We start from the raw sequence: 21101 nt of genomic DNA, 5'->3' as shown, positions 1-21101 counted from the left end.
TTTGAGCTCCGATGTCTGGCAGAATTATACGCACCTGCGCCCCGGTGTCCTCTTTGCAATGTCCGCAATTACAGTAGATCCATCCAAACACTCTGTGCCCATGACGGCTGCGGAGTTGAACGAGCTTGCCCGATCGATCAAGGACTGGGGGCGTGAGCTCGGGTTCCAGCAGGTCGGCATCTCGGGGCTGGATCTGGCGGAGCATGAGCAGCATCTGGAGCGCTGGCTCGAAGCCGGTTATCACGGCGAGATGGACTATATGGCAGCCCATGGCCGCAAACGTTCGCATCCTGATGAATTGGTGCCGGGAACGTTACGCGTTGTGTCGTTACGCATGGACTATCTTCCGGGCGACACGCACATGGCCCAACGGCTGGCCGAGCCGGAAAAAGCCTACGTGTCGCGCTATGCGCTGGGCCGCGACTATCACAAGCTGATCCGTAAACGCGTGCAGCAATTGGCAGAGCGCATCCAGCAGGCCATCGGGCCGTTCGGGTTCCGAGCCTTTGTCGACAGTGCGCCGGTGCTGGAAAAAGCTATCGCCGAGCAAGCCGGCCTGGGCTGGATCGGCAAGAACACGCTGGTGCTCAACCGCAAGGCGGGCAGTTACTTTTTCCTCAGTGAACTGTTCGTCGACTTGCCATTGCCGGTAGACGAACCTCATGTGACCGAGCATTGCGGGCGCTGCACCGCTTGCCTTGAGATCTGTCCAACCAATGCATTCGCCGGCCCTTATGTGCTGGACGCACGCAAATGCATCTCGTACCTGACCATCGAACTGAAGACATCGATTCCCGAAGCGCTACGCCCCATGATCGGCAATCGAGTGTTCGGCTGCGACGATTGTCAGATTGTCTGCCCATGGAACCGCTTTGCACGACCGACTGACCAGAACGATTTCAAGCCACGCCACGGCCTTGATAACGCCGAACTGGCGACGTTGTTTTTGTGGGATGAGACGACCTTTTTAAGCAACACCGAAGGTTCGCCGCTGCGCCGAGCCGGTTATGAACGCTGGTTGCGCAATCTGGCAGTGGGATTAGGTAATGCCCCGTCCAGCATTCCGGTGATAGAAGCCTTGAAGGCGAGGCTCGATGACCCTTCGGAAATGGTGCGCGAGCATGTGGAATGGGCGTTGCGCCAGCATGAGATGAGAGGCACGATTATCTGATCCCCACAGGTAAACAAATCAATCAGCCTCAATGCCCATCCTTGTAAACGAACTTGGGCATTTCCCAGCGGTATTTGATCGCCAGCAAGCGCAGCAGCAATCCTCCAAACAGGGTGATCAATGTGCCCTGCTCGATCGGCATTCCCGCCCATTGACACACCAGAAAGCACCACGCTGCCGCAAATGACACGCTGGCGTATAGCTCGCGACGGAAGATCAGCGGGATGTCGTTGCAGAAGATGTCCCGCAAAATCCCGCCGAACACCCCGGTAATCACGCCACTGACGGCCGCGACCATCATGCTCAGCCCCATGTCCAGCGCCGTCATGCAGCCGATGACCGTGAAGGCGACCAGCCCGAGTGCATCGAGTACCAGAAACAATGCGCGCAGGTGCCGCATCAGCGGGGCGATAAGGATCGTCACCAACGCCGCCACGCTGGTGAGGATCAGATATTCGGGGTGTTTGACCCACGTCAGCGGGTAGTGCCCCAGCAGCACATCGCGCACCGAGCCGCCACCGAGGGCCGTGACGCAGGCAATCAGCACCACACCAAACCAGTCCATGCCTCGGCGACCGGCAGACAACGCGCCTGTCATGGCCTCGGCAGTGATGGCGATCAGATAGAGCATCAACAACATGGCGGCAGTCCCTGCGAGTAAGGGGCGCAGTCTAACCAGTGAGCCCGAGCACCAAAAGAGGGCGACTCATCCTGCCTTCTTCGCTCAACCCGTCAGACTCAGACTTTGATGAAGTGCTCGCGGTAAAAACGCAGTTCGGCGATGGATTCGCGGATATCGTCCAGCGCAAGGTGCGTGCTGCCTTTCTTGAATTTCAGCTCAGGCGACCAGCGCGCGGCCAGCTCCTTGAGCGTCGAGACGTCCAGATTGCGGTAGTGGAAGTAGTTTTCCAGAGTGGGCATGCGCTTGTAGAGAAAGCGGCGATCCTGGCAGATGCTGTTGCCACAGATGGGCGAGCTGCGTTCAGGCACCCACTGCTTGATGAAATCGAGGGTCATGGCTTCCGCTTCAGCCGTGGAGATCGTGCTCTCGCGCACGCGCTGGGTCAGGCCCGAACCGCCGTGTTGACGGGTGTTCCACTCGTCCATGCCGGCCAACAACTCATCGCTCTGATGCACGGCGATGACTGGCCCCTCGGCCAGCGTGTTGAGCTCGCTGTCGGTGATGATGGTGGCCATTTCGATGATGACGTCGTTGTCGGGGTCCAGACCGGTCATTTCCAGGTCGATCCAGATCAGGTTCTGCTTGCTCTGCATATATTGGCTCCTCAGCGTAGGCGCGCAGTTTAGCGCAGGCGGGCATGCTAGACTCCCCCCCGCTTCAACCTTCAGCTGCTTTATCCAATGGAACACTGAGCACCCATGGCCAAACGCCAACTCAACCGTCGCCAGAACTGGCGCATCGAAAAGATTCAGGGCGAGCGCGCCGCGCGTGCCGCCAAACGAGAATCGCAAGCCTTGGAAACCCTGGAAGGCGGCGATCTGGGCCCGGAGCAGACGGGACTGGTGATCGCGCATTTCGGCGTACAGGTGGAAGTCGAAGCGCAGGAAGGAGAACTGAGCGGTCAGGTGTTCCGTTGCCATTTACGCGCCAACCTGCCCGCCCTGGTCACAGGCGACAAGGTCGTCTGGCGAGCGGGCAATCAAGGCATCGGCGTGATCGTCGCGCAACTGCCGCGCAGCACTGAACTGTGCCGCCCGGATTCCCGCGGACAGCTCAAACCTGTCGCCGCCAACGTCGACCTGATCGTCATCGTGTTCGCGCCCATGCCCGAGCCACACGCCAACCTGATCGACCGCTACCTGGTCGCTGCTGAACATGCCGGCATTCGGCCGCTGTTGCTGCTGAACAAGTTCGACCTGATCGACGATCAGAACGCCCCGGCGCTCAACGCCTTGCTGGAGGTCTATCGCACGCTCGGTTATCCGGTGCTGGAAGTCTCGGCGCATCACGGCAACGGCATGCAGAACCTGCAAGACCAGCTGGACGGCCACATCAGCGTGTTCGTCGGGCAATCCGGTGTGGGCAAATCGTCGCTGGTGAACAGCCTGTTGCCCGAAGTCGGCACCCGCGTCGGACCGCTGTCGGAGTATTCCGGCCAGGGCACGCACACCACGACCACCGCCCGCCTGTTCCACTTCCCGAGGGGCGGCGATCTGATCGACTCACCGGGGATTCGCGAATTCGGCCTGGGCCACGTCAGCCGCGCCGATGTCGAGGCAGGCTTCATCGAATTCAACGACCTGCTGGGCCGATGCCGTTTCCGCGACTGCAAGCATGATCGCGAACCGGGTTGTGCATTGCTTCAGGGGCTTGCAGACGGCCGTGTGCAGCAACAGCGGATGAACAGCTATCGGTCAATCATTGCGAGTTTGCCGGAGAGCAGTCACTGACCGCCGACAAACTGGAGCGCGCTTGCCCGCGATGGCGTCTGAATACCCAATATTGAGGGTGCCTGACACACCCTCAATCGCGGGCAAGCGCGCTCCTACAAGGGCCGTGGTTCGCAGGTGGTGATACCTTCAACACCTCACCCCCGGCAGGCCGGACTGCTACCGATGGATGTACAGGGACACAAAAACGCCGCGATGATCGCGGCGTTTTTTATTGAGGGTTACGTCAGTTCCTGGTCTCGTCGATCTTCAGTTGCCCTTGATCGAAGATGTTCAGCTTCTGCCGGATCTCATGGGGCTGGGCGTACGCCTGGGGATCGACCGCAGGCGCGGCAGTCGATGCGCCTGGCTTGCCGGTCGGAGCAGTCGGCGACGTTGGTGCAGGTGTAGGTGCAGCAGGAGCAGCAGGTGCGGCGTCGGTCTTCGGCGCCTCGCCGGCGTTCTGAGCACCTTCGATGCGCGCCTGGGCCTTCTTGGTCAGCACGGTGATGTCGATCCGGCGGTTGATCGGGTTTTCAGGGTGCTCCTTGTCGTACAGCGAAGACGAGGCATACCCCACGACACGAGCAACCTGCGCATCCGGGTATCCACCGGCGGTCAAGGCCCGGCGAGCCGCGTTGGCGCGGCTGGCCGACAGTTCCCAGTTACCGAAGCCGTTGTTGCCCACGTACGGGGTCGCGTCGGTGTGACCGCTGATGCTGACTTTGTTCGGCACCGCCTTGATGGTGTCAGCCATGGCCAGCAGGATGTCTTCGAAATACGGCTTCAGACGCGCGCTGCCGATGTCGAACATGGGGCGGTTCTCGGCGTCCATGATCTGAATCCGAAGGCCGTCCTGGGTGATCTCGAACAGAATCTGGTCTTTGAACTTGGCCAGTTGCGGGTTCTCGTTGATTTTGGTCTGAAGCTCCTGCAACAGCATTTCCAGGCGATCCTGCTCGACCTGATCGGCAGCGGCGTCCTGCTGGTCGGCATCGACAGGCACTTTGTCCGGCGCCGGCGTGCTTTTCACTTCCGGGTTAAGCGTCTGGTCAGGCGACATCTCGGGCGAACCACCCAGGTCGATCACGTAAGGCGAGCCGCTGTCGGAAAAACCGACCGGGTCCTTGAAGTAACCGGCGATGGCGATCAACTGTTCAGGCGTGGCCGAGGACATCAGCCACAGCACGAGGAAGAACGCCATCATTGCCGTCGCGAAGTCGGCAAAAGCGATTTTCCAGGCGCCGCCGTGGTGGCCTCCGCCAAAGCGCTTGACGCGCTTGACTATGATTGGCTGGTTATTTTCCATGGATCAACGACCGCGGACAGCTTGTTCCAGCTCGCTGAAGCTGGGGCGGTGCGCCGGATACAGAACCTTGCGACCGAACTCGACCGCCAGTGAAGGCGGCACGCCCGAAGCCGACGCCACGAGGGAGGCCTTGATGGCTTCGAACACGTTCATCTCTTCTTTGGCGTCATGCGCCAGGGAGGTGGCCAGAGGACCGAAGAAACCGTACGCCGCGAGAATACCGAAGAAGGTCCCCACGAGCGCCGCACCTACGTGCATGCCGATCGCGGCCTTGTCACCGGACCCCAGAGACGCCATGGTCACCACGATACCGAGTACCGCCGCGACGATACCGAAACCGGGCATACCGTCGGCCACGCCGGTCACCGCGTGGGACGGGTGCTCCAGCTCTTCCTTCATGCTCAACAGCTCCATGTCGAACAGGCCTTCGAGCTCGTGAGGGGCCATGTTGCCGGACGACATGATGCGCAGGTAGTCGCAGATGAACGCGATCATCCTGGTGTCTTTGAGGATGCTCGGATACTTGGCGAAGATCGGGCTGTTTTCCGGCTCTTCGATATCGCCCTCGATCGCCATCATGCCTTCCCGACGGCTCTTGTTGAGGATCTCGTAGATCAGGCCCAGCACCTCAAGGTAAAAGGCGTGAGTGAAACGCGAGCTGAACATCTTCAAGGATTTCTTGATGACGTGCATGGTCATGTAGCCCGGGTTCGCCTGCAAAAAGGCGCCGAACGCAGCACCGCCGATGATCAGAACCTCGAAAGGCTGGATCAACGCGGCGATTTGACCGTGGGAAAGTACGTAACCGCCGAGGACGCTCGCGAAAACGACGATGATGCCGATAATTTTTGCCATAGATAAAAAATACTTACTGAGTCGGGTTCATGGTCATTGTGCGAGAAGCGCTCAAAACTCTTGTTCTACTTATCGGCATGAGTGCGCCAGACTATAGTCAATTCAAGTGAAAATCCTGTGTGGCGTCTGGCTCGGGCACGCCTGCCAGAAGGCCGGCATGATGCCATCATTCGACGCCGATCAAAACCTGCAGCCGTATGGGCCTTGTGAATGCAACCAGATAAAGCGTCATCGCTCCCCGTTCCGCAGACACTCGATACCTGGGTCAAACAACTGGACAGCATCGCTTTGCCTGTTCCGGCGATCGCGCACACCAAGGTCAACGCGGCGCTGAATGACAGCCGTCGCTCGCTTCGAGACATCGCCGATTTGATGCAGGACAGCCCGGCGCTGGTGCTGAGCGTGCTGCGCGAGGCCAATGTGCACAGCAACGGCCTGGCTGAACCGGCCGAAAGCCTCGAGGTCGCACTGAACCGACTGGGACTGGCGCGAACGGCCACCTTGCTCACTCGCTTGCCCAGCGTCGAATGGCAAGACATTCCCATCGCACTGCGCCAGCTGCAAATGATCAGCCAGCACGCCACACAACAGGCGTACGGCTTGTTCGCCAATCAACTGGCCCGTCTCTGGCAGGACATTCACCTGGGCAGTCTGCTGTTCCTCGCGCCGTTATGGCCGGTGGCGCTGGCGCACCCCAAGCTGCTGGAAGAATGGGAGCTGCGGGTCATCCATAAGGGAGAGTCGGCCCGCAGTGTGGAAAAATCCCTGTTCGGCGTTCGTCTGCTGCACCTGTGCCAAGCGCTGGCCAAACACTGGAAACTGCCGATCTGGGTGACACAGGGCTATCATCTGCTGATTCGCGAGCAGCGCAACCTGGTGAAAGTGTTACGCATTGCGCACGAAAACGAAGATCCGCTTAAACAGCAACAAGGCCTGGACGCGGATCTACCATTGCAGCGCTGGCTCAATCAGCCGGCCAACACGATCCTGCTGGCCAACGGTCTGGCATTATCGTCGCAGCAAGCCTGGGACACGCCGCACACGCTGCGCTGGCAACTGCTGACGAGCCTTTACCGACAACAACCCTTGACGGAGTTGCAGCAGCAGGTACACCAGAACGCTGCGGCCAGCGCTCGCCAGCATGCGACCCCTGGCATCTGGCACCCGGCCGAAGCCTTGATCTGGCCATGGGGCACGCGACGGGTTCATAAAGGCTTGCTGCCCGCGCCACCGCCTTCACCCGAGGCATTGCAGCTCTGGCGCAAGCACTGCGGCGACCTGCTCAGGGAGCCGAGCGCATTCAGCAACGCCATGCACCTGACCACCTGCGCACGGGATGCCTTACTGGCCTGCGGCATGCAGCGCGCGGTCCTGTTGATGATCGACCGCAAAACCGACAGTTTGCGCGTACATCAGATCGCGGGGGTGGACAAGTCTGCAGCGGCGCTGCTGATCCCTTATAAAGACAGCACCGTGTTGCAGCGATTGCTGGCCCAAGCGACGCAATTGCGACTGACACCGGCCAACAATGCTCAATTCTCGGCCCTGCTGCCGCCCCAACTGCGCAACCTGTTCACGGGAGAAAACCTGCTGATTCGCTCGCTTGCGAGCAATGGGCGTGTCGTGATGTTGATCGTTGCCGACCAGGGCGGTGGTCCGTTCTCGGAAGTCACGGTCCAGGCCTTTGGCAAGACAAGCCAGTGCGTAGAGAAAGCGCTGACGACCTTTAGCCATCGCAATGCCTGACGGCTGCGCTACAATTCGCCTCCTTTTCCGTGATCTGGAGACCCTCATGTCTGCCTTCTCAAGTTTGCCGCTGGTGATCGAGCCCGCAGAACTGCAGGCACGCCTCGGCGCTTCAGACCTGATTCTGGTTGATCTGACCAGCGCCTCCCGCTATGAAGCAGGCCACATCCCGGGCGCACGGTTCGTGGATCCGAAGCGTACGCAACTGGGTCAGCCTCCTGCGCCCGGGCTGCTGCCGACTAAGGCACAGTTGGAAATGCTGTTCGGTGAATTGGGCCACAACCCTGACGCGGTCTATGTGGTCTACGACGACGAAGGCGGCGGTTGGGCCGGCCGGTTTATCTGGCTGCTGGACGTGATTGGGCATTCCAGCTACCACTATCTGGACGGTGGCCTGCTGTCCTGGCAAGCCGAAGGTCTGCCATTGTCCACCGAGGTGCCTGCACCTGTCGGCGGCCCTGTCCCGCTGACGCTGCACGACGAACCCACCGCCACCCGTGAATACCTGCAAAGCCGCCTGGGTGCCGCTGATCTCGCGATCTGGGACGCGCGCGGTCCGACTGAATACTCAGGGGAGAAGGTGGTGGCCGCCAAAGGTGGACACATTCCGGGCGCCGTCAACTTTGAATGGACCGCAGGCATGGATCAGGCGCGCCATCTGCGCATCCGCAAAGACATGCCGCAGATCCTCGAAAAGCTGGGCATCACCCCGGACAAAGAAGTCATCACCCATTGCCAGACTCACCACCGTTCCGGCTTTACCTATCTGGTCGCCAAGGCGCTGGGTTACCCTCGAATCAAAGGGTACGCCGGCTCGTGGGGCGAATGGGGCAACCACCCGGACACACCGATCGAGAAATAACCGGACGCTCCGGCTTCCCATTGGCTTCACCTGTCGAAAGCCCATTTTTTGAAACGTTTTAGGAACCTTGATGAAACAGCGTCTGTTTATTCTTTTCCAATACCTGCTTCCCCACCATCTGCTGTCACGCCTGGCAGGCTGCGTTGCCGAATGCCGCGTGCGCTGGTTCAAGAACGCGTTCACGCAGTGGTTCGTGCGCCGTTATCAGGTCGACATGTCGCAAGCACTGGTCGAAGACATCACCGCGTACCCGCACTTCAACGACTTCTTCACCCGCGCCTTGAAGCCCGGTGCGCGTCCGCTGGACGAAACGCCGGGGGCCATTCTCTGCCCTGCCGACGGCGCGGTCAGCCAGTTGGGGCCGATTGATCACGGTCGTATATTCCAGGCCAAAGGCCACAGCTATAGCGCGCTGGAACTGCTCGGTGGCGATGCCCGCCTGTCTGCGCCGTTCATGGGCGGGGAATTCGCGACGGTTTATCTGTCGCCAAGGGACTATCACCGCGTCCACATGCCGTTGGCCGGGACGTTGCGCGAGATGGTTTACGTGCCGGGGCGTCTGTTCTCGGTGAACCAGACGACCGCCGAAAACGTGCCTGAACTGTTCGCACGCAATGAGCGTGTGGTCTGCCTGTTCGACACCGAGCGCGGCCCCATGGCCGTGGTCCTGGTTGGGGCGATGATCGTGGCGTCCATCGAAACCGTCTGGGCCGGGCTCGTTACCCCACCGAAACGCGAGCTGAAAACTTTCAGTTACGACGAAGCCGCGCGTGCACCGATCCACCTGGAGAAAGGCGCAGAGCTGGGTCGCTTCAAGCTGGGCTCAACCGCCATCGTGTTGTTCGGACCCAACCAGGTGAAGTGGGCAGAGCACCTCGCGGCGGGATCGCCTGTGCAAATGGGTCAATTGCTCGCAGCGCCCGCTCAGGCCTGATTTTTGCCTGTTAACTTCTGAAACGATTTTCTGACACGCCTGCAAGACCTTTGCAGGCGGCCGTTGGTCTCCTCAGTGCAGGTGTATTAACGCTGAAACGGTATCACTTTGACATTAAGGGCTGCGATTACGCAGTGATGCTGCTAGAGTCGTCCATGGATGTTGTAGGAAACTTCGCTTTCAATTGACGTACACTTGCCCGTTTAGCTTGACCGCGTGTCACTGCACCGCAGTTGCACACAGCCAGCCGAGCCAGTAGTTGTTGGAGTTTGCCTGTCACATGAGTTATTTAAGTCTCCCGCTGTTGTTGCGCGCACCTGTGCCGACGCAGTCGAGCCTGTCGTTCTGTGACGCGACACCCAAAGACATGAAGCGCTGGATCTCCTCCCTCCCCAAAGCCAACCTCGGCGAAATGGCCCGTCAGCTTTATCAGGGCCTGGGTGAACTGAACCAACTGCTCACGCCCAGCGATAACCGCCTGCAACTGCTTGAGTTGCTGCGCCCGGAAGTGTTTTTCGTGTGCAAGCACCTGGAGCGGCATTTCCTCAACCAGTCGGTGGTCCTGGAAGAGCGCCCGCGCAAAGTCGCCAACCTGTGCCAGGCGCTGCAAAACCATCTTGCCATTGGCTACAAACAGATCATCGCGCGGGTCGCGCCAAAGCTCAGCAGAGATCGCACTACCCTGTTGACCACGGCCCTGCAACGGGCGATACATTGCCTCAACGGTCCGCTGATTCGCGCCAACCAGCTTTATTGCCCGGTGCAGGATGGTTTGTGGCTGGAGCTGCACCAGATCTACCAGATCGCCCGTCAACATCAGTTGCACAATATTCCCGTCGCCGACAATCAGGCGCACCACACGCGCACATTGACGGTCGAGCAGACTTACCTCGTCGCCCTGTTGATGGGGTGTTCACGCTGCAATCAGATGCGCCAGCACAACATCGGCAAGCTGGCCGATGCGCTCGATGCCTGGAGCGCGATGGTGACGTTACAGCAACCGCTCGACGACACCAGCCTGTACGCGGTCTCCCCAAACGCTGACACGGCGCCGCGCTACACCTCGCTGTACACCGAAGATCAACGCACCCATCTGCTCGGTATCAACACCCGGGCCCTGTCTGCCGCACTGCATCGCTACATGGAACTGCCGATCGAACAGCGTTCGCAGTCATACCTGCACGTGCCACCTGGGCTTTCGACTGACGTGTTGCAGCACCTCGCGGCGGCCTGGGGCGACGTGTCGGAGCGCGCCTTTCAACGCACGGCTGGCCAAGGCACGCTCACCGTCTGCGTCGGCATGAGCGCCCTGCACTATTTTGTGGGCGATCAGAAATGCTTCAGTGAGCTGCTGCAGGTCCCCGCCGGAACAGTCAGCAAGGTCGCCGAGTACACGCTGCAGCCCCTTGAGCCTGCGCGTCATGACCCATGGGCTCAAGCCATGGACGTCCAGCGTAGTGGCAGCGGTAGCCCCAGCAATATGCTGCCCTTTGAAGAAATCGAGTATCAGGGCAGCGAGTCCGAAGCCGCTGCTGCGGCGGCTGACGGCCAGAAGAGCTTTCCCACTTACGCGCTGCACATCGTCAATCACAGCCCTGGCGGCTACTGTCTGGCCTGGCCGAAGGACGTACCGGACCAGTTACAAGCCGGAGAGATGATCGGCATTCAGGATCACGGCCACGGCTGGAGTATTGCCGTGGTGCGCTGGGTGCGTCAGGTGCGAAGCGGCGGGACGCAGATGGGCGTCGAGTTGATTGCCCCGTTTGCGCAGGCCTGTGGCATGCAGTTGCTGCGCGCCGAGCACAGCAGTCAGTACCTGCGCGCCCTGCTGCTGCCCGAGGTCCGTGCGATCGATGTGCCGGCGACCGTGATCGCGCCCCGCCTGCCGTTCGAAGAGGGCAGCAAGGTCATGATCAACACCAGCGGCGACGAACGTCGCGCCAGCCTGAGCAATCGCCGGGCGACGACAGGCAGCTACAACCAGTTCGAGTATGAGGTGCTGGAAGGGCCGAAGAAGAATGCGCCGCAAGAGGGGCCGGAACAGGAATTCGATTCGTTGTGGACAGCTTTGTAATTCTATATCCGCGCTCAGCCCTGTAGGAGAGTGAGCTTGCTCGCGATCCTATCTAATCAATCCTGGCGGCGCCTGAGCTGACGCCATCGCGAGCAAGCTCACTCCTGCAGTGGAAGCGAGTACCGTCTAAAGGCGGCTTATGCGCCCTGCCCTTCCCGGTCGCGGAAACCCAGTAAGTACAGCACGCCATCAAGGCCGAGCGTCGAGATCGACTGCCTGGCCGACTGTTTCACAAGCGGCTTGGCACGGAACGCAACGCCCAAGCCGGCTATCGCCAGCATCGGCAGATCGTTCGCGCCGTCACCGACCGCGATCGTCTGCTCCAGGCTCAGGCCTTCCTTGCTGGCCAGTTCGCGCAGCAGATCGGCTTTACGCTGTGCATCGACAATGGGCTCGACCGCGACGCCTGTGCATTTGCCATCCACCACCTCCAGCTCGTTAGCGAAGATGTAGTCGATACCCAACCTGGTCTGCAATTGACGGGCGAAGTAAGTAAAGCCCCCAGACAGAATCGCCGTTTTGTACCCCAGGCGCTTGAGCTCGGCAAACAGTGTTTCGGCACCTTCGGTCAGCCGCAACGACGCGCCGATGTCGTCCAGAACCTTGATATCCAGGCCCTTGAGCAACGCCAGACGTTCTTTGAAGCTGGCGCGAAAATCCAGCTCACCGCGCATCGCCCGCTCGGTGATCTCTGACACGCGATCGCCCACACCATGGGCCTTGGCCAACTCGTCGATCACTTCGGCCTCGATCAGGGTCGAGTCCATGTCGAACACCGCCAAACGGCGATTGCGACGGAACAATGAGTCCTGCTGAAACGCGATGTCGACATTCAACTCCTGGGCGACATGCAGGAATTCGGCACGCATCTGCTGAGCATCGGCAGGCTCGCCACGCACGGAAAACTCGATGCAGCCCTTGCCCTTGCCGCTCGGCATGTCCAGCGGCATACGCCCGGAGAGTCGATCGATGCGCTCAATGTTAAGCCCGTACCTGGCAGTGATAGCACTGACGGTCCGCAATTGCTCGGCAGTGACCTTGCGGGTCAACAGCGTGACGATGTGCCGGTCCTTGCCCTGATCGTCGACCCAATGCTGGTAGTCGTCTTCGCTGACGTGGGTGAACAACACCTGCTGACCCAACTCGTCTGCCTTTGCCTGGACCCGATCCAGCACCGTCGCACCGTTTTCGGTGTCCGGAATCACGACCAGAATGCCGAACGACAGCGTGTCGTGGATGACGGCCTGACCAATATCCAGAACATCGACCCCACCGTCGGCCAGCACGCCAGTGATGGCCGCAGTGAGGCCCGGGCGGTCTTCACCGGTGATGTTTATCAGGACAATTTCGCGCAAGGCGCACCCCCGCAGTGGAAAAAAACCGCATTCTACTCACTTTCAGTGACGGCCGGGCACAGTGAGCGCTTTGCCGCTACTGGGTCGCTCGCTATACTGCGCCCCAACTTCTTCCAAGAGAGCCGTGCTCAGTGAACCGGCCCACGCCAGTCAAAACCGATAACTTCTTCTTGCTGATCTTCCGGGCATTGCGTCACCGACGTGTTCCGATTGCTTTGCGTATCGCCAGCCACAACGTGATCCTTGTCGCGCTGGCGCTGGTGATCTACGCCTGCGTGATGGGCTTGCAGTTCAAGCAAGCCATGCACGAGCAGGCCGACGCACTGGGACAGGCCCTGACCACGCAAACCGCGACCTCCGCCACGGAGCTGCTGGTGTCCAACGACATCCTCAGCCTCAACGTGTTGCTGGGTAATCTGGTGAAGAATCCGCTGGTCGCTCACGCCGCCATCTACAGCGTCGACAACCGCATTCTCGCGGAGGCCGGACAGCGCCCGAAAACCGGGATTCTGGGTGAGGCCGAAGGTCTTTACGAGATCAAGGTCACGTTCCAGGACGTCGTCGCGGGCACGCTTCGCATCAGCCTGGACATGAGTCAGTTCCAGCAGCCGTTGACGATCAGCCTCCAAAGCATGGGCATCCTGGCCGGCATTCTGCTCGCGCTCGCACTTGCCTTGAGCCTGCGCCTGGGACGGCACATTTCAACGCCCATGCTGCAACTGCGGATGTGGTTGCGTTACATCGACCCGTACACCCCGGCGACCGACCGTCAGGACGAGATCGGCGACCTCGCGCGTCAGCTCAAGGCATCCTATGCGCCGCCTGAGCCAGAGCCAGCACCGGTTCCAGAGCCTGAGCAAGTCGACGAAGACGAGGACGCTTCGCCCGAGTTCGATACCAGCGACCTGAGCGACCCGGAATTCGACGAATCACCCAAGCCGCGCGCCACGGCGATCCCTGCTCGCCGTATCGTGGCCGAGGAAGACGAGGACCATGACGAAGATCCGTTTGCCGACCTTCGTGACCACTCGCCGGCCGTCCAGAAGCCTTCTCCACGCCCTGTCCTGCCTGTCGTGCCGTCTCAACCGCAATACAGCGCTGTGCTGGCCGTCCAGTTGGGCTCGCAAGAACAACTTCGTCGCTTGCCCCGCACTCGGCTGACCGAGCTGCTGGAGCGTTACCGTGACTGCATCGATCAGGCGGCATCGCTGTACGACAGCGAACTGCATACCCTGAACGACGGCAGTTCGCTGATGGTCTTCAGTACTCAGGACAGCGGGGACGATTACCTGACCAACGCGATCTGCTGCGGTGAGCTATTGCGCGCCCTGAGCCACGCATTGCAGATCGAAGTCGCGGACAGCGGCATCACGTTGCAACTGCAACTGGGCCTGACGCTCGGTGAGGGTCTGCACGGCATGAACCAGATCGACCTGCTGCTGACCGAAACCGCACAGGACGCCCTGGCCTTGTCTCAACACAGCCGCAACCTGCTGCTGGTCGAGCGCAAGATCAGTGAAGACACCACCATCCGTCAACGCGCCCGCATCCGCCCGATCGCCAGCCCCGAAGGCGCCAGCTGCGTAGAGCGCCTGATGGAGCCTTACCCATCGATGCTGGAACGCCAGCTCGCGCGCATGCATGAGGCGCGGAAGGTGTGATTGACCGGGAGGTTGGGGGTTGGCTTGGAATACTTAGCGACTCCAAGCCAAACCTTTAAAGCACCCAAACCCTCGAACCCACAAAAAAGCCCGCATCGCTGCGGGCTTTTTGTTTGCGTCTGATTTAGAAGCGGAACACTTCCAGATCAGTGCGGATCGGGGAGGCCATCGGAATCTTGGGCTTGTCCTGATCGGTGCGGGTCTTGGCAGGCTGAGCGGCTTTCTTCGGCTCTTCAGCGACCCATGGCTGACTCGCCACCGGTTTGACGGCCACACTCAGTTGCTCGGCCAGACGTTGCAATAACACGCCTTGAGCCTTCACTTGCGCGGCTGGAGTCCCTGCATGCGGCTCCTCCAGGTGGACCAACTTGCTGTCACGCACGTTGCCGCGACGATCCAACAGACGCCATTGTGCGTCCAGGACCGCAGGCTCGTTCTCACCAGAGTCCAGGCGCGTGATCGACAGCACGACTTGAACGTCCGGCGTGAAGTTGGCAGCCGCTGGCGCCATGACCACACGCTGGCTGTCCAGCTTCCACGCCAGTTGGCGCAGAAGCAGTTGATCGATATCAGCCGACAGACTGCCCGCCCACCGACCGTCTTTAGACGCGGTCAGGCTGCCATCCGCTTGACGCTGCAGTAATGTTTCACGTTGCAGATAGTCAGCAACGGAGACCGGGCCCAGCAAAACCGCAACCCCGCCACTTTGTTTAGGTTGCCCAGGATCGCCACTGTCCAGCTGATAGAGCGATGTGGGTTGATGAACGCTGCACCCGGCCAGACCCAGAACGCCGGTCAACAGCAAAACAAATGGAACGCGTAGAAAATTCATCATTCCGTCCAGGTGGGCGCCGCACGGCGCGCCACAAATTCAAATACTCACGAACACATGAAGGCACACAGCCACGCCCGCACCTCAAGACGACATATCATCCGTGAATATGCGCGATGACTCCAGCGATTCTGCGTCGATCTTCGTGACGAAACGAAGATCGAGCACTGAAATCGCCTGCTTAAGTAGCGCTTTCCACCAACAAGGCGTCAACGCGCTGGAAGCCCCGCGGTAGCTTATTGCCACGCCGCCCGCGCTCGCCCTTATAGTGTTCGAGGTCATCCGGCTTCAAGGACAGCGTACGCTTGCCCGCTTGCAACACCAGCGTGGCGCCCTCGGGAATGACGGCCAGATCAGTCACATACTCCTCGCGGCTCGCCACGCGCTCGCCCGGAATACCGATGATCTTGTTGCCCTTGCCTTTGCCCAGTTGCGGCAGGTCGCTGATCTTGAACACCAGCAGACGACCTTCCGTGGTGACCGCGGCCAGCCAGTTCTGCTCGCGATCAGGAACAGGACGCGGCAGGATGACCTTGGCGCCGCTCGGAAGGCTCAGCAACGCCTTGCCTGCCTTGTTCTTGGCCTGCAAGTCTTCGCCTTTGACCACGAAACCGTAACCCGCATCGGAGGCAATGACGTAGAGCGCCTCGTCATCAGGCAACAACACGCACTCGAACGTCGCCGCAGGAGGGGGTGTCAGACGGCCGGTCAACGGGTCGCCCTGCCCGCGTGCCGAGGGCAGCGTATGCGCCGCCAGCGAATAGCTGCGGCCAGTGGAGTCGATGAACACGGCAAACTGGTTGGAACGTCCCGCCGCCGCCGCTTTGAAACCATCCCCCGCCTTGTAGGAAAGCCCTGTCGCGTCGATGTCGTGCCCCTTGGCGCAACGCACCCAGCCTTTTTCCGACAACACGACGGTCACAGGCTCGGTCGGCATGAGCTCATTTTCGGACAGTGCCTTGGCTTCAGCGCGTTCGACGATCGGCGAGCGACGGTCATCGCCGTAGGTCTGGGCATCGGCGATCAGTTCGGTACGGACCAACTTGCGCAGTTTGGTCTCGCTGCCCAGCAGGGCCAGCAGCTTGGCTTGTTCCTTGAGCAACTCATCCTGCTCGCTGCGCAGCTTCATCTCTTCCAGACGCGCCAATTGACGCAGACGGGTGTCGAGGATGTAGTCCGCCTGGATTTCCGACAGTTGGAAACGCGCGATCAGCTCGGCTTTCGGGTGCTCGGCGGTCCGGATGATGTGAATCACTTCGTCCAGGTTCAGGTACGCGGTGAGCAAACCTTCCAACAGGTGCAGGCGGCGCTCGACCTTGTCCAGCCGGAATTGAAGGCGACGACGTACCGTGGTGATCCGGAACTGCAACCATTCGGACAGCAGCGCCTTGAGGTTTTTCAGCTGCGGCTTGCCGTCCAGACCGATGATGTTGATGTTGACGCGGTAGCTGGATTCCAGCTCCGTGGTCGCGAACAGATGCTGCATCAGTTCTTCAGGGTCCACGCGGTTGGAACGCGGAATGATCACGATCCGGCACGGATGCTCGTGGTCGGATTCGTCACGCAGGTCGGCGACCATCGGCAGTTTCTTGGCCTGCATCTGCCCCGCGATCTGCTCCAGCACCTTGGCGCCAGACACCTGATGCGGCAGGGCCGTGACCACGATGTCGCCATCTTCGACGCGATACACGGCACGCATGCGCACCGAGCCACGGCCGGTTTCGTAAATTTTCAGCAGGTCGGCGCGCGGCGTGATGATTTCCGCTTCGGTCGGATAATCCGGACCTTGAACGTGTTCACACAGTTGCTCGACCGTGGCTTTGGGTTCGTCCAGCAGGCGCACGCAGGCCGAAGCGACCTCACGCAGGTTGTGCGGCGGGACATCGGTCGCCATGCCCACGGCGATGCCGGTGGTGCCGTTGAGCAGAATGTTCGGCAAACGCGCGGGCAAGACAGCAGGTTCATCGAGGGTGCCGTCAAAGTTCGGCACCCAGTCCGCCGTGCCCTGGCCCAGCTCAGTGAGCAGCACCTCGGAGTAGCGCGACAGACGCGCCTCGGTGTAACGCATGGCCGCGAAGGACTTGGGATCGTCCGGCGCCCCCCAGTTGCCCTGGCCGTCCACCAGCGTGTAGCGATAGCTGAAGGACTGGGCCATCAGCACCATGGCTTCGTAACAGGCCGAGTCGCCGTGCGGATGAAACTTACCGAGCACGTCACCGACGGTACGCGCCGATTTCTTGTGCTTGGCGTCGGCGTCCAGACCCAACTCGCTCATGGCGTAGATAATGCGCCGCTGTACGGGCTTCAGGCCGTCGCCGATGTGCGGCAAGGCCCGGTCCATGATCACGTACATGGAGTAGTTGAGATAGGCCTGTTCGGTGAAGTCAGCCAGTGACCGGCGTTCTACGCCGTCCAGACTGAGGTCAAGGGAGTCGCTCATGCGGGCCTCATCATTTTGTCGTCTGACGCAGCAGCAATTTGCCGCCGCGCTGTGTGAATTCGAGTTGTTTGACGGCGCTCATACCCAGCAGCACCTCGTCGCCGTCCAGACCGGGCACCACCAGGGCGCGCACGTTGTTCAGGACGATATCGCCGATCTGCAGTCGCTCCAGCGTGGTCCTGAAGGCTTCGGCACGACCGTTGGCCGTATTGACCTCGACCCTGGCACCCCGCTCCAGCCGCAGAGCGTCTGCAACGGCCTCAGGGATCGCGACATTGGTCGCGCCCGTATCGAGCATGAACTGCACGGGACGCGTGTTGATCTGTCCCGTCATGACGAAATGCCCTTGGCGATTGCTCGCCAGCTGCACCTCGACGTAACCGTCGCCATGTTCAGAGGTGACGTGGGTGTTCGGGTTTTCCTGACGTTGCTCCCATTCACCAAAAAACCGCGTCGCCAGAAACAGCGCCGCGGCCCAGGCCATGATCAGCATCAGACGCCCGGCGCGCTTGCCGGGGGGCGACTGGGTCAAGGTTTCGCACTCCAGCCACCTTCAGGCGCGGCAAAGCGCCAGACAATGGGGCGCTTTTCGCCGTCGGCACGGACCCCGAAGTTGTTGTCGGTTCCGACCCAGGCGCCCTTGTCGTCCACGATCAGTGCTTCGGTCAGGCCGTATTTCTGGTCATAAAGGCGGTTGGGTTGCAGCGCCTCCTTTGCAAATGACCAACAGGTTTCCAACTGACCGGTTTCCAGCGTACGCCGGCAGATGCGATACGCCGCGCGCTCCAAGGTAAACAGCTTGCCTTTGTACAACGAGATGTCGGAAAAGTCCTTGGCCACTGACTTGCCGCCCAACTGCGCAGGCAAAACGTCGGTGCCTGACTCCACGCGCAGGATGCAACTGGCGTTACAGGCCCAACCGTCCTTACCCAGATGCGCCGTCAGCAGCCCGCGCTTCTCGCGCTCTGCGGCCAGCCACAACCTGTCGCCAGCCGGATTCACGGCAATGCCTTCGAAGATCGCATTGAAGTGCTGCAGCATTCCCGCAGACTGCGCTTCCTGAACCACCTTTTTCGGCAGCTCCAGCCAGCTCGGCGCGCCATTGACCGGCACCTTCAGTACCGTCGCGTAGGCCTCACTCACCAGATAGCGATTACCCGCTGCATCGCAGCTAACCCCTTCGAAGTCCAGATCGCCACCCCGAATCAAGGCCGACGCCTTGGCCATGGCGCGCAGCGTCGAGGACAAGCCGCTGTCGGGAATCGGCGGAATCTCGAGGACCTGCGGCAGGGCTTTCCAGACCGTCGCCGAGGTATCGAGGCTGTACAGCAACGTGTCGTCGCGGTCCGATACCGTCCACAGCACACCGTTACACGACGCCAGACCGGACAAGTTGCCGCCAACCATGTCGTCGACCGGGTGCTCGGAAAGCAGCTTCAGCTCCGGAAGCGGCGCAGCGAAGACGGGGGTGACGACCCACAACAGCGCGGCCAATCCGACTCGCATCAAACCAGCACCTCGGCCAGGTTGCCCTTGGATTCGAGCCAGGTCTTGCGGTCACCCGCACGCTTCTTGGCCAGCAGCATGTCCATGATCTCCGAAGTCGCCTCGAAATCATCCAGTGTCAGCTGGACCAGACGGCGGGTGTTCGGGTCCATGGTGGTTTCCCGCAACTGCGGCGGGTTCATTTCACCCAGGCCTTTGAATCGGGTGACCTGTGGCTTGCCGCGCTTTTTCTCGGCGACCAGGCGATCGAGAATGCCATCACGCTCGGCCTCATCCAGGGCGTAATAGATGTCTTTACCCAGGTCGATGCGATACAGCGGCGGCATCGCGACGTAGACGTGACCCGCATCGACCAGCGGGCGGAAATGCTGGACGAACAATGCGCACAACAGCGTCGCGATGTGCAGGCCGTCGGAGTCGGCGTCGGCGAGGATGCAGATCTTGCCGTAACGCAGTTGGCTCATGTCCGCCGCACCCGGATCGACACCGATCGCGACCGCAATGTTGTGTACTTCCTGACTGGCAAGCACTTCTCCGCCGTCCACTTCCCAGGTGTTCAGAATTTTCCCGCGCAGCGGCAGGATGGCCTGGAACTCCTTGTCCCGTGCCTGTTTGGCGGAACCGCCCGCGGAATCACCTTCGACCAGAAACAGCTCGGAACGCATCGGGTCCTGCCCCGCGCAATCCGCCAGTTTGCCCGGCAGTGCGGGCCCCTGGGTGATGCGCTTGCGTTCGACTTTCTTGCTCGCCTTGAGACGACGGCCGGCGTTGTTGATCGCGAGTTCGGCCAGCTGCATGCCCATTTCCGGGTGCGCGTTGAGCCAAAGGCTGAAGGCATCCTTGACCACACCGGACACGAACGCCGCCGCTTCGCGGGACGACAGTCGCTCCTTGGTCTGACCGGAGAATTGCGGCTCCTGCATCTTCATCGACAGCACGAACGCGATGCGCTCCCAGACGTCTTCCGGCGCCAGCTTCACGCCACGCGGCAGCAGGTTGCGAAATTCGCAGAACTCACGCATCGCATCGAGCAGGCCCTGCCGCAAGCCGTTGACGTGCGTACCGCCCTGCGCGGTCGGGATCAGGTTGACGTAACTTTCCTGAACGCTGTCGCCGCCTTCCGGCAGCCACAACAACGCCCAGTCCACCGCTTCCTTGTTACCCGCGAAAGCACCGCAAAATGGCTCGTCCGGCAGGCGAAGGAAATCAGTGACCGAGTCCTGCAGGTACGAGCGCAGCCCGTCTTCGTAATGCCACTCGACTTTTTCGCCGGTGCTTTTGTCTTCAAAGCTGACCAGCAAGCCCGGGCACAGGACAGCCTTGGCTTTCAGGACGTGCTTGAGACGGCTGACGGAAAACTTCGGGCTGTCGAAGTACTTAGGGTCCGGCGCGAAATACACGCTGGTACCGGTGTTGCGTTTGCCTACGGTGCCGACGACCGCCAGTTCACTGGCCTTGAAGCCGTCGGCAAAGGTCATTTCGTATTCGTTGCCATCACGCTTGACCCGCACCCGCACCTGGGTCGAGAGCGCGTTGACCACCGAGATCCCCACACCGTGCAGACCGCCGGAGAACTGGTAGTTCTTGTTGGAGAACTTACCGCCCGCGTGAAGCTTGGTGAGGATCAGCTCGACGCCCGACACACCCTCTTCCGGGTGAATGTCCACCGGCATGCCGCGACCGTCGTCGGCCACTTCCAGGGAGTTGTCGGCGTGGAGGATTACCTGAACCGATCTGGCGTGGCCGGCCAGGGCTTCGTCGACGCTGTTGTCGATGACTTCCTGGGCGAGGTGGTTCGGCCGCGTGGTGTCGGTGTACATGCCCGGCCGCTTGCGGACCGGGTCGAGGCCCGAGAGGACTTCGATGGCGTCTGCGTTATAAGAGCTAGCGCTGGGATTGGCCATGGGGTCTCGTCATCAAGTCGTTCATGAAATTTCGGAGTGACACTGTTCTACATGTTTGTTT

Annotated in this window: 17 protein-coding genes; 7 read left to right on the top strand and 10 right to left on the bottom strand. The window is 60.8% G+C overall.

All coding sequences use genetic code 11. From position 1 onward, the window contains the following. The first annotated feature begins 100 nt into the window (after positions 1-100). Complete coding sequence (gene queG / locus BMY73_RS15095) at positions 101-1171, top strand: tRNA epoxyqueuosine(34) reductase QueG (protein WP_092408082.1); 1071 nt, start codon at positions 101-103, stop codon at positions 1169-1171. A gap of 28 nt (positions 1172-1199) precedes the next feature. Here the strand turns inward: queG and BMY73_RS15090 are convergent, their stop codons facing one another. Continuing rightward, positions 1200-1811, bottom strand: a complete 612-nt coding sequence (locus BMY73_RS15090) for a trimeric intracellular cation channel family protein (protein WP_092408080.1) — start codon at positions 1809-1811, stop codon at positions 1200-1202. A gap of 98 nt (positions 1812-1909) precedes the next feature. Then, positions 1910-2446 carry an oligoribonuclease gene (orn, locus tag BMY73_RS15085; RefSeq protein ID WP_062379049.1) on the bottom strand — a complete coding sequence of 179 codons (537 nt, stop codon included), beginning with the start codon at positions 2444-2446 and terminating at the stop codon, positions 1910-1912. A 105-nt stretch (positions 2447-2551) separates the two neighbouring features. On the opposite strand from orn, the gene rsgA reads away from it, so the two are divergent. Continuing rightward, complete coding sequence (rsgA, locus tag BMY73_RS15080; protein WP_092408078.1) at positions 2552-3583, top strand: small ribosomal subunit biogenesis GTPase RsgA; 1032 nt, start codon at positions 2552-2554, stop codon at positions 3581-3583. 226 nt (positions 3584-3809) lie between these two features. On the opposite strand, the gene motB is transcribed toward rsgA, so the two are convergent. Continuing rightward, the gene (motB, locus tag BMY73_RS15075; protein WP_092408076.1) at positions 3810-4871 is read right to left on the bottom strand and encodes a flagellar motor protein MotB; all 1062 of its coding nucleotides are present in this window, start codon (positions 4869-4871) and stop codon (positions 3810-3812) included. A gap of 3 nt (positions 4872-4874) precedes the next feature. After that, positions 4875-5726 (bottom strand): flagellar motor stator protein MotA, encoded by an 852-nt coding sequence (gene motA / locus BMY73_RS15070; RefSeq protein ID WP_062379054.1) that lies wholly within the window; start codon positions 5724-5726, stop codon positions 4875-4877. 210 nt (positions 5727-5936) lie between these two features. Between motA and BMY73_RS15065 the strand changes: the two genes are divergently transcribed. The 4 genes from BMY73_RS15065 to BMY73_RS15050 all read left to right on the top strand — a co-directional run bounded on the left by BMY73_RS15065 (position 5937) and on the right by BMY73_RS15050 (position 11342). Next, a complete protein-coding gene (locus BMY73_RS15065) occupies positions 5937-7472 on the top strand; it encodes an HDOD domain-containing protein (protein ID WP_092408074.1) in 1536 nt (511 codons plus the stop codon). 46 nt (positions 7473-7518) lie between these two features. Continuing rightward, a complete protein-coding gene (gene rhdA / locus BMY73_RS15060) occupies positions 7519-8334 on the top strand; it encodes a thiosulfate sulfurtransferase (protein WP_092408072.1) in 816 nt (271 codons plus the stop codon). 70 nt (positions 8335-8404) lie between these two features. Further along, complete coding sequence (asd, locus tag BMY73_RS15055) at positions 8405-9268, top strand: archaetidylserine decarboxylase (RefSeq protein WP_092408070.1); 864 nt, start codon at positions 8405-8407, stop codon at positions 9266-9268. A gap of 280 nt (positions 9269-9548) precedes the next feature. Next, complete coding sequence (locus BMY73_RS15050; RefSeq protein WP_092408068.1) at positions 9549-11342, top strand: molecular chaperone; 1794 nt, start codon at positions 9549-9551, stop codon at positions 11340-11342. A 137-nt stretch (positions 11343-11479) separates the two neighbouring features. On the opposite strand, the gene serB is transcribed toward BMY73_RS15050, so the two are convergent. Continuing rightward, on the bottom strand, positions 11480-12697 hold the full coding sequence (gene serB / locus BMY73_RS15045) for a phosphoserine phosphatase SerB (protein ID WP_062379062.1): 1218 nt from the start codon (positions 12695-12697) through the stop codon (positions 11480-11482). Between the two features lie 131 nt (positions 12698-12828). Between serB and BMY73_RS15040 the strand changes: the two genes are divergently transcribed. Continuing rightward, a complete protein-coding gene (locus BMY73_RS15040; RefSeq protein ID WP_092408064.1) occupies positions 12829-14358 on the top strand; it encodes a HAMP domain-containing protein in 1530 nt (509 codons plus the stop codon). Between the two features lie 124 nt (positions 14359-14482). Here the strand turns inward: BMY73_RS15040 and BMY73_RS15035 are convergent, their stop codons facing one another. From BMY73_RS15035 to parE, 5 genes are all read right to left on the bottom strand, one after another. Further along, on the bottom strand, positions 14483-15190 hold the full coding sequence (locus BMY73_RS15035; RefSeq protein WP_092408062.1) for a PqiC family protein: 708 nt from the start codon (positions 15188-15190) through the stop codon (positions 14483-14485). A 181-nt stretch (positions 15191-15371) separates the two neighbouring features. Next, positions 15372-17630, bottom strand: coding sequence for a DNA topoisomerase IV subunit A (gene parC / locus BMY73_RS15030; RefSeq protein WP_092408060.1), 2259 nt, complete (start codon positions 17628-17630; stop codon positions 15372-15374). 10 nt (positions 17631-17640) lie between these two features. Beyond that, a complete protein-coding gene (locus tag BMY73_RS15025) occupies positions 17641-18123 on the bottom strand; it encodes a retropepsin-like aspartic protease family protein (RefSeq protein ID WP_175500188.1) in 483 nt (160 codons plus the stop codon). A gap of 35 nt (positions 18124-18158) precedes the next feature. Beyond that, entirely contained in the window at positions 18159-19136 is a 978-nt protein-coding gene (locus BMY73_RS15020; RefSeq protein ID WP_175500185.1) for an esterase-like activity of phytase family protein, read from the bottom strand. Beyond that, positions 19136-21040, bottom strand: a complete 1905-nt coding sequence (gene parE, locus BMY73_RS15015) for a DNA topoisomerase IV subunit B (RefSeq protein WP_062379080.1) — start codon at positions 21038-21040, stop codon at positions 19136-19138. Before parE ends, BMY73_RS15020 begins: the two co-directional genes overlap by 1 nt. Between the last annotated feature and the right edge of the window lie 61 nt (positions 21041-21101).

The sequence above is a fragment of the Pseudomonas sp. NFACC02 genome, assembly GCF_900110765.1.
In the GTDB taxonomy this organism is placed as follows: domain Bacteria; phylum Pseudomonadota; class Gammaproteobacteria; order Pseudomonadales; family Pseudomonadaceae; genus Aquipseudomonas.
The sequence above is the reverse complement of the archived record's forward strand: the minus strand, read 5'-3'. Positions and strand labels throughout refer to the sequence as shown.